The organism is Pseudoduganella sp. RAF53_2 (assembly GCF_052113985.1).
GTDB lineage: Bacteria > Pseudomonadota > Gammaproteobacteria > Burkholderiales > Burkholderiaceae_D > Rugamonas.
Window position 1 is genome coordinate 1 of the sequence record NZ_JBFRDW010000244.1, and the last position, 7,987, is coordinate 7,987.

Consider the following 7,987-nt stretch of genomic DNA (forward strand, 5'->3'; position numbering starts at 1 on the left):
GCGCATGCATCTCCAGCAGCTTGAAGGCCAGCAGCAGTGCCAGCATGGCGACGCCGGGGTCTTTGCCCAGCAAGGTGCGGTAGGAATACATCACGCCCGCCATGGCGGCAATCGATATCGGCAGCAGCAGCCATAGTGGCGGCATGCGCGTGCCGCGAATCGTGATGACGGCGCGCCAGGCCAGGGTCAGCAACACGGTGCCGCAAGTCCACAGCGGCAGATGCTCGAAGTGGGGCGCGATCACCAGCAGCGACGACAGCAGCAGCAGCAGGGTGTCGGATTTGTCGCGCGTCAGGCGCCGGGCCACCACGCGCCATGACGAGCCCTCGTCGCGCGAACGGCTGCCCGCGCCGCGATGCGGACCGCGCCGTTCAGCGATGCCTGGTGGAGGGCTGCTCATGCGAAGGCCTCCGTTCCGTACAGGGCCAGCGCGCGCAGGCAGCTGGCCTGATGGGCGTCGCCATTGGAGGGCGGATAGTGATGATGGGCGATGCGGAAAGAGAAGGGCAGGGCGCGGCGTTCAGCCTCCAGCACCCAGGCCGTCATGCGCGACAGGCGCAGTTCCAGATCGAGATGTGGCGGGAGCTGGGCGAAGTCCAGTTCCAGTTCCGCGACCGCACCGCCTTCGAAATGCTTGGTCAGCAGATTGCCGCCAATGGAAGGATCGACGCGCGCAATCTGGCGCCAGGCCAGGTGGCGCATCGGATCGCCCGGCTGGTAGCTGCGTACGCCGCCGAAATTATCCAGGCCCACCGTGCCGTGGCCATCCTCGCTGGCCGCGCCCTGTGTCGGCAGCGGCGGCGCGTTCGGTTCGGGCTGTGGATAGACCAGCACTTTCAGGTCCGGCTGCCAGTAGCTCCAGGCGCCGAACAGGCCAAGCGGAAAACGCGTGAACAGGCGCACGCGCGGCGCCTGCAGCCAGCCGCGCTGTTTTGCGGGCAGGGCCAGCGTGGCGACGGCGCTGCCGCGCTTCGGCACATCGACCACGTGGCGCGGTTCGCCATCCTGCTGGAAACCGAGCCAGACGGCGTAACGCTCGCGCGGCGTGGGATTCAGCACATGCAGTTCGAACTGCGCCTCGCTGCCAGCAAACACCGGCTGGGCGCGTCCGGGACGCAGGCGCAGCAAGGCCAGGTTCTTGGCCGTCATATACATGTCGGCGATGGCGCAGGCGATGGTGAAGAAGGTCAGCGCAAAGCCCAGACCCAGGGTGTAGTTGATGGAGCCGATCAGCATGATGATCAGCAGGCCCACAAAGGCCAGGCCTGCCCGCGTCGGCAGGATGAACACGCGCCGCATCACCAGCGTGACTTCGCCGGGTTCGGTTTCCTTGAGCTGGAACAGCCAGCGGTCGGCCATCCTGCGGGCGGCGGCGATCATGGTCTTCAGACCGGAACGGATTTCTGCAGCTGCAGCACCAGCTCGCGGCTGGCCAGCGCCACGCCATGCGCCGACTTCACGGGACGCAGCCGGTGCGCACACACCGGCACCAGCATGGCTTGCACGTCTTCCGGCATCACGTGGTTGCGGCCTTCCAGCGCGGCCCAGGCGCGCGACGCCTGCAGCAGGGCCAGCGCGGCGCGCGGGCTCAGACCTTCGGCAAAGGAGCCGTTCTGGCGCGAGGCCTGGGCCAGCGCCTGCACATAATCGATCAGGGCCGGCGAAGCGTGAATCTGGCGCAGGCCCTGCTGGGCTTCCGCCAGTTCGGCCGGCGTCATGGCCGGCTGCAGTTCCTTCAGCATGGCGCGCCGGTCTTCGCCCATCAACAGGGCGCGCTCGGCTTGCGCATCGGGGTAGCCTAGCGAAAGGCACATCAGGAAACGGTCGAGCTGCGATTCGGGCAACGGGAAGGTGCCGATCTGGTGGGTCGGGTTCTGGGTAGCGATTACGAAGAAGGGCACGGGCAGGGCGCGCGTGACGCCATCGGCCGAGACCTGGCGTTCTTCCATCGCTTCCAGCAGGCCCGATTGGGTCTTCGGCGTGGCGCGGTTGATCTCATCGGCCAGCAGCACCTGCGTGAAGATCGGGCCGTGGTGGAACACGAAGCCGTTTTTCTCGCGCTCGTAAATCGAAATGCCGGCCACATCGGCTGGCAGCAGGTCACTGGTGAACTGGATACGGTTGAATTGCAGGCCCAGCGACTGCGCCAGGGCGTGCGACAGCGTGGTCTTGCCGACGCCGGGCACGTCCTCCAGCAGCAGATGGCCACCGGCCAGCAGACAGGCGAGGGACTGGCGCACCTGCAAGTCCTTGCCAACGATGATCTGGCTGACCTGGCGTGCGACGGCGTGCAATTTTGTGTACATGAGTTTATCCTGTTGTTATATTCGCCCTGCGGGGGATTTTATGCGAGAAAGCGCGGAGACGCAGTAGTACCCACAAGAAAACTATGAGCACAGCCATCTACAGCCATCCCGACTGCCGCCGCCACGAAATGGGCGACTGGCATCCAGAATGCCCTGCGCGCCTGCAAGCCATCTCCGACCAGCTGATCGCGGCCCAGATCGACGACTTCATCGACCACCGCGATGCGCCGCTGGCCGACGTTGCCGATATCGCCCGCAACCACACGGCCAACGCCATCGCCATCGTGCGCGACCATCTGCCGGTGCAGAGCGGCGATTACTACCCCATCGATGGCGATACCTCGCTCAATCCGCACAGCTGGCAGGCCGCCTTGCGCGCCGCCGGTGCCGCCGTCGCCGCCACCGACGCGGTGATCGACGGCGAAATCGACAACGCCTTCTGCGCCATCCGTCCGCCCGGCCACCACGCGCGGCCCACGGAGCCGATGGGCTTCTGCCTGTTCAATAACATCGCCATCGCGGCCAAGCATGCGCTGGAAGTGCGCGGCATCGAGCGCGTGGCCATCGTCGATTTCGACGTCCATCACGGCAAYGGCACGGAAGAAGCGCTGCTGAACGAGCCGCGTGCGCTGATGGTCAGCTTCTTCCAACATCCGTTTTATCCCTACACGCCGGTGCTGACGGAAACGCCGAACCGCGTCAACGTGCCGGTCCCGGCCGGGACCAAGGGCGATGTGATCCGCCAGCTGGTGCAGGAAAAATGGCTGCCTGCGCTGCATGCCTTCAGGCCGCAGATGATTTTCATTTCGGCCGGTTTCGACGCCCACCGCGAGGATGATCTGGGCGGCATGGGGCTTGTCGAGGCGGACTACGCCTGGATGACGCAGCAGGTGATGGAAATCGCCCGCCTGTACGCCAATGGGCGCATCGTCAGCTGCCTGGAAGGCGGCTATAACCTGTCCGCGCTGGGACGCAGCGTGGCAGCCCATGTGAAGGCTTTGTGCGGGATCTGACGCTTCGGGGCTGACCCGGTTTTAGGGTAAAATAGCCGGTTTTCCCTCAGATTCAGAAGGCAAGAGCATGTCTATTCAATGGTTCCCCGGTCATATGAACGCCGCCAAAAAGAAGGCGGCGGAGCAGATGGCGGACGTGGATGTGGTGATCGAGGTGGTGGATGCCCGCCTGCCTGCGGCCAGCTGCAACCCGCTGGTGGAGGAACTGCGCAAGTTCCGCCAGCGTCCTTGCCTGAAAATCCTGAACAAGATCGATCTGGCCGACCCTGCCGCCACCGCGGCCTGGGTCAAGCACTTCGAGCAGGACAAGACTGTCACTGCCTACGCGATGACCACCAAGAAGCAGTCCGACGTGGCACAGGTGATCGGCAAGGCGCGCAAGCTGGCGCCACACCGCAACGAACCGACCAAGCCGCTGCGCATGATGATCATGGGGATTCCCAACGTCGGCAAATCGACGTTGATGAACGCGCTGCTCAAGCGCCGCGTGGCCAAGGTGGGCGACGAGCCGGCCGTGACCAAGACCCAGCAGAAGATTTACCTGGACATCAACACCGCCATCATCGATACGCCAGGCCTGCTGTGGCCCAAGATCGAAATGCCGAGCGATGGCCTGGCGCTGGCCGCCAGTCACGCGATCGGCGCCAATGCGCTGATCGAAGAGGAAGTGGCGGAATGGCTGGCGCAGCTGCTGCTGGAGCGCTATCCGCAGCTGGTCAAGGAACGCTACAAGCTGAATGCCGACGTCATGGCCAGCATGGATGGCGTGGCCGTGGTTGAGCGCGTAGCCCAATTGCGCGGCTACCGCCAGCGCGGCGGCGATTGGGACTACGAAAAAGCGTCCCACATGCTGCTGCAGGATTACCGCAGCGGCGCGCTGGGACGCATTTCGCTCGAAACGCCTGAAACCCGCGCAGCAGCGCTGGCGGTGTTCCAGGAAGAAGAGCGCGTGAAGGCCGAAGCATCCGCCGCCAAGGCCGCCGAGAAAGAGGCCGAGCGCATGAAGGGCAAGCGCGGTACTTAAAACCCTACGGCAAACCCTGGTGGCTGCCACATCGTGGCAGCCACCTGCTTTGCGCCGTGGGTTCTAACCGAACTTGAAGCTGGTCACGGCCAGCGCACCAAAGAAATCATCTTCATGGTAGGGAACGGACGCGGCCTCGTCCTCCGCCGCACCCACCACCACCATCAGCGGCAGCAAGTGTTCCTCGCGCGGATGCGCCATGCGCGCCGACGGCGCCGATTCCCAATCCAGCAATGCCTGCGTACGTTCGGCCGACGGTTTCGCCATCGCCGCGCGCAGCCAGTCGTCGAACTGGTGCGACGCCGCCGCGCCCATGGCGTTGAAGGCGCGCAGGTTGTGGTAGCTGAGGCCACTGCCGACAATCAGCACACCTTCATCGCGCAGCACGCGCAGGGCGCGGCCCACGGCGAGGTGAGTGGCCGGATCAAGTCCGTGTTTGAGCGACAACTGCACGATGGGCACATCCGCCTCCGGGAAGGCCGGATACAGCGCGCTGAAGGTGCCATGGTCGAAGCCGCGTTCAGGATCGAGGTGCGCTGCATGTCCGGCCGCGATCAACAGCGACTGCACGCGCGCCGCCAGATCTGGCGAACCGGGCGCCGGATACTGGATCTGGTAGGTATGCGGCGGGAAGCCGCCATAGTCGTAGATCATCGGCGGGCGTGGGCTGGACGAGATCAGGAAATCGCGTCCTTCCCAGTGTGCCGTGACGGCGAGGACCGCCTTCGGCTTGTCGCCGATCTGGCGCTGGATGTCCTTCAGCGAGGCGTCCAGCTTGTCGTAAGCGGAGCCGAATTGTTCGCGCATCCAGGGCCATGGGCCGCCGCCGTGCGAGAGAAAGTAGGTGGGCAGAGTGTTCATGGAATCAATATATGGCTCGCCCACCTTTAGATCAATGCATATTTTGTGAATGCTGCATTACTTGTTTGTGGCCGATACCGTCATCAGCGCAAACAGCCGGGTAGTACGCATCCAGGCCAGGATCAGGGCGATAATCTGTGTGACGAGGAAGCCCAGCACCAGCATCACCACATTGGCGCCCGCCATATTGAAGCGCGCCGCGCCAAGCAGGGCTGCCAGCAGCAGGCCAGCGATTGTGACGATCGCGTAAGCGCCAARCACCGCGCCAGGACGGCGCCACAGCAGCTTCAGGCCGCGCCACCACGCCTTCACGGCCGAGGTGCGGCGGCGGTCGATCGCCAGTTCGGCGCGGCCCGCATCCAGCGTAGCGTTGACGAACAGGATCAGCAGCAGCATCGCGGCCATGGCGGCGTAATTCCAAGGCTCCGCGTCCGACAGCARCACGGCCTTGTCGGCATGCTTCTCGGCCAGGTCCATCAATTGGCCGCCAAGCGCGCCCGCAGCTGCCGTCAGCACGAGGCCCCACAGCAGCATGCGGAACATGCGTGGATACTCGGACACGCCGCCTGCAAACAGCTCGCGGAACCGCGGCGTGTCATGCGCACGGGCCGCCGTGATCGCCGCGCCGGTCAGGAAAGGCGACAGCAGCAGCGTGAGGATCAGCGCCGACAGGCCGGCGCCGTGCACCGCGTCGCCATGACGGCGAATCTCGGACATCAGATCCGTCACCGCCCACAGCGGCAGTTCCTTCGCCAGTTCCGGCGCATGCACGGATTTATCCAGAGCGTTGGACAACACGTCCCACAGCGGCACGCCGGCCAGCAACACCGGCAGCAGCAGGGCGCCCAGCCAGATCAGGAGCAGGCGCCATTGCAGGGCGGTGCGGGATGCATTCTTGATGGTGGTAGTCAGCTTCATACAGTCGTTATCAGGGCAAGAAGGGCTTGGAAGAAAGCGGCAGCATCAAAGGTCCAGCGGCGCGAGGCGCTGCCGTCGGACTTGAGAGTGCGGCTGTCATCGAGCTTGGTCAGATCCAGCAGGTTCTTGTGGCCGGCGTCGATTTCGGCGGAAACGGCCTTCACCGGCTTGGTCCACTCGAACTTCTGCCAGCGCTGGTCGCCGCTCCATTGTGCGGTTTCCTTGCTGCCATCGGCGAAGGTCACGACCACGGTCTGCGGCACTTCGGCGCCGCGGCGGCGCACGATCACTTCGGTGCGGAAGGGGAAGGGGCCGGTGCCTTCCTTGGCATTGGGATGTTCCTTCTTCCACTTCTTGCGGATGTCGTCCGCCCGGTCGTCGGCGTCGTCCTCGCTCAACTGCACGCGCTTGCCTTTTTCGATGGTGTAGCCGGGCTGCGGCACCACTTCCTTGCTGGAGAATTTATCGATACGGTCATCCACGCGGGTGGCGCTGTACACCTGCTGCGCAAACACACGCTCTACCAGGGCGCGCTGTCCGGACACTTCCGCCAGCGTGTCGCGCAGGTCGGCAATGCTGGGGTGACGGAACTTCCAGCGCTTGTAGTATTCCTTGAAGGCGCGCTCGGTCGCATCCTTGCCCAGCTGTTCTTCCAAATCGTGCATGGTGATCGCGGTACGGGTGTACACGGGGCCGACGCCCTGCAGCCGTGCGTAAGCATTTTCGCCCAGCGGGTCGGACGGCTCTTCGCGCGGCATGCGCATGCGTTCGAACTCAAACACATTGAACTTCGGCGAGAAGCCCAGCGCGCGCAGGAAAGGTGTGCTGGCGTGGATAGGCTGGTTCGCGGCGCGCAGCATGCGCATGTCCCAGTATTCGTTCAAGCCTTCGTCCAGCATCGGTTCTTCGAACTCATTGCTGGCCAGGATGCCGTAGAAATAGCCGTGGCCGAATTCGTGGATGGTGACGAAATCCAGCATGTCGCGGTCAAGCGTGCCCGGTTTCGGATCTTCGTAAGCGTCCGCGGTGAAGAAAGTCGGATATTCCATGCCACCCGCCTCTCCGGCATTGTGCGGCGGGATCACGACGGTGACCGTCTTGTAAGGGTAGGGACCGAGCGTGTTGGAGAACCAGGTCAGCGAATCCTTGGTGGCCTGCATTGCGGGTGCCGCGTTGGATGCGTACTCCGGCGGATACAGTACCGTGATCTTCACTTGCGGGCTGCCCGGACCGGTCCAGCTGTCGACCAGCGGCTTGGCGGTGCGCTTGTCGGCGGTCCAGGCGAAATCGTGGACGTCGCCCTGCAGAAAGCGGTGCGTCAGCTTGCCGTCTTTWTCAACGGGTGCGCCTTGCAGCTCGCCGGTGGCGCCAACGGTGTAATCCTTCGGCGCGGTCAGCTTCACATCGTAATTGCCGAAATCCGCATAGAACTCGGACTCGGAATGGTATTCATGCGCATTCCAGCGCACCGCCGTCGCGCCGCGTTCGCCGGGCAGTTCCAGCACGCCGATCTTGGGGAACCATTGCGCCACCAGGTGGAAAGTCTCGAAGTAGCCGGCACGCGCAATGACGCGCGGCAGCTGGTCGAAGAAGGCGATGTCCAGCGTAGTGCTGGCGCCCGGCGCCACGGCCTGCGGCAGGTCCAGCCGCACCACGGTCTGATCGGATTCGGGACCGCCATCCGGATGCACGAACTTCCACGGCACGGCCGCGCCGTTCTGCGCCACGCTGCGCAATTCCGTATAGCCCCATTCGCCGTCCTTGATATCGACGCCGGAACGGAAGCCAACGCCACGGTTGCGCAGTTCGGTGAAGAAGGTGCTGTTCGCGTTCTGGAAGGCGTTCAGGTAGAGATGCATGTAGAC

General features: G+C 64.3%; 8 protein-coding genes. 2 read left to right on the forward strand and 6 right to left on the reverse strand.

The genetic code is table 11. From position 1 onward, the window contains the following. From AB4Z11_RS15640 to AB4Z11_RS15650, 3 genes are all read right to left on the reverse strand, one after another. On the reverse strand, window positions 1-400 hold a 400-nt coding region (locus AB4Z11_RS15640; RefSeq protein WP_442026170.1), incomplete at its 3' end, for a transglutaminaseTgpA domain-containing protein. Further along, complete coding sequence (locus AB4Z11_RS15645) at window positions 397-1,380, reverse strand: DUF58 domain-containing protein (protein WP_442026171.1); 984 nt, start codon at window positions 1,378-1,380, stop codon at window positions 397-399. The genes AB4Z11_RS15645 and AB4Z11_RS15640, both read right to left, overlap by 4 nt. 5 nt (window positions 1,381-1,385) lie before the next feature. Then, a complete protein-coding gene (locus AB4Z11_RS15650) occupies window positions 1,386-2,306 on the reverse strand; it encodes an AAA family ATPase (protein WP_442026172.1) in 921 nt (306 codons plus the stop codon). Between the two features lie 83 nt (window positions 2,307-2,389). On the opposite strand from AB4Z11_RS15650, the gene AB4Z11_RS15655 reads away from it, so the two are divergent. Both AB4Z11_RS15655 and ylqF read left to right on the forward strand, forming a co-directional pair. Continuing rightward, entirely contained in the window at window positions 2,390-3,319 is a 930-nt protein-coding gene (locus AB4Z11_RS15655) for a histone deacetylase family protein (protein WP_442026173.1), read from the forward strand. A gap of 67 nt (window positions 3,320-3,386) precedes the next feature. Continuing rightward, window positions 3,387-4,343, forward strand: a complete 957-nt coding sequence (ylqF, locus tag AB4Z11_RS15660; protein ID WP_442026174.1) for a ribosome biogenesis GTPase YlqF — start codon at window positions 3,387-3,389, stop codon at window positions 4,341-4,343. A gap of 63 nt (window positions 4,344-4,406) precedes the next feature. Here ylqF and AB4Z11_RS15665 read toward each other — a convergent pair whose 3' ends face one another. From AB4Z11_RS15665 to AB4Z11_RS15675, 3 genes are all read right to left on the reverse strand, one after another. Continuing rightward, window positions 4,407-5,204 carry a DODA-type extradiol aromatic ring-opening family dioxygenase gene (locus AB4Z11_RS15665; protein ID WP_442026175.1) on the reverse strand — a complete coding sequence of 266 codons (798 nt, stop codon included), beginning with the start codon at window positions 5,202-5,204 and terminating at the stop codon, window positions 4,407-4,409. A 57-nt stretch (window positions 5,205-5,261) separates the two neighbouring features. Then, window positions 5,262-6,122, reverse strand: a complete 861-nt coding sequence (locus AB4Z11_RS15670; RefSeq protein WP_442026176.1) for a hypothetical protein — start codon at window positions 6,120-6,122, stop codon at window positions 5,262-5,264. Further along, window positions 6,119-7,987: M1 family metallopeptidase (locus AB4Z11_RS15675; RefSeq protein WP_442026177.1), on the reverse strand; the 1,869-nt coding region annotated here is incomplete at its 5' end. The genes AB4Z11_RS15675 and AB4Z11_RS15670, both read right to left, overlap by 4 nt.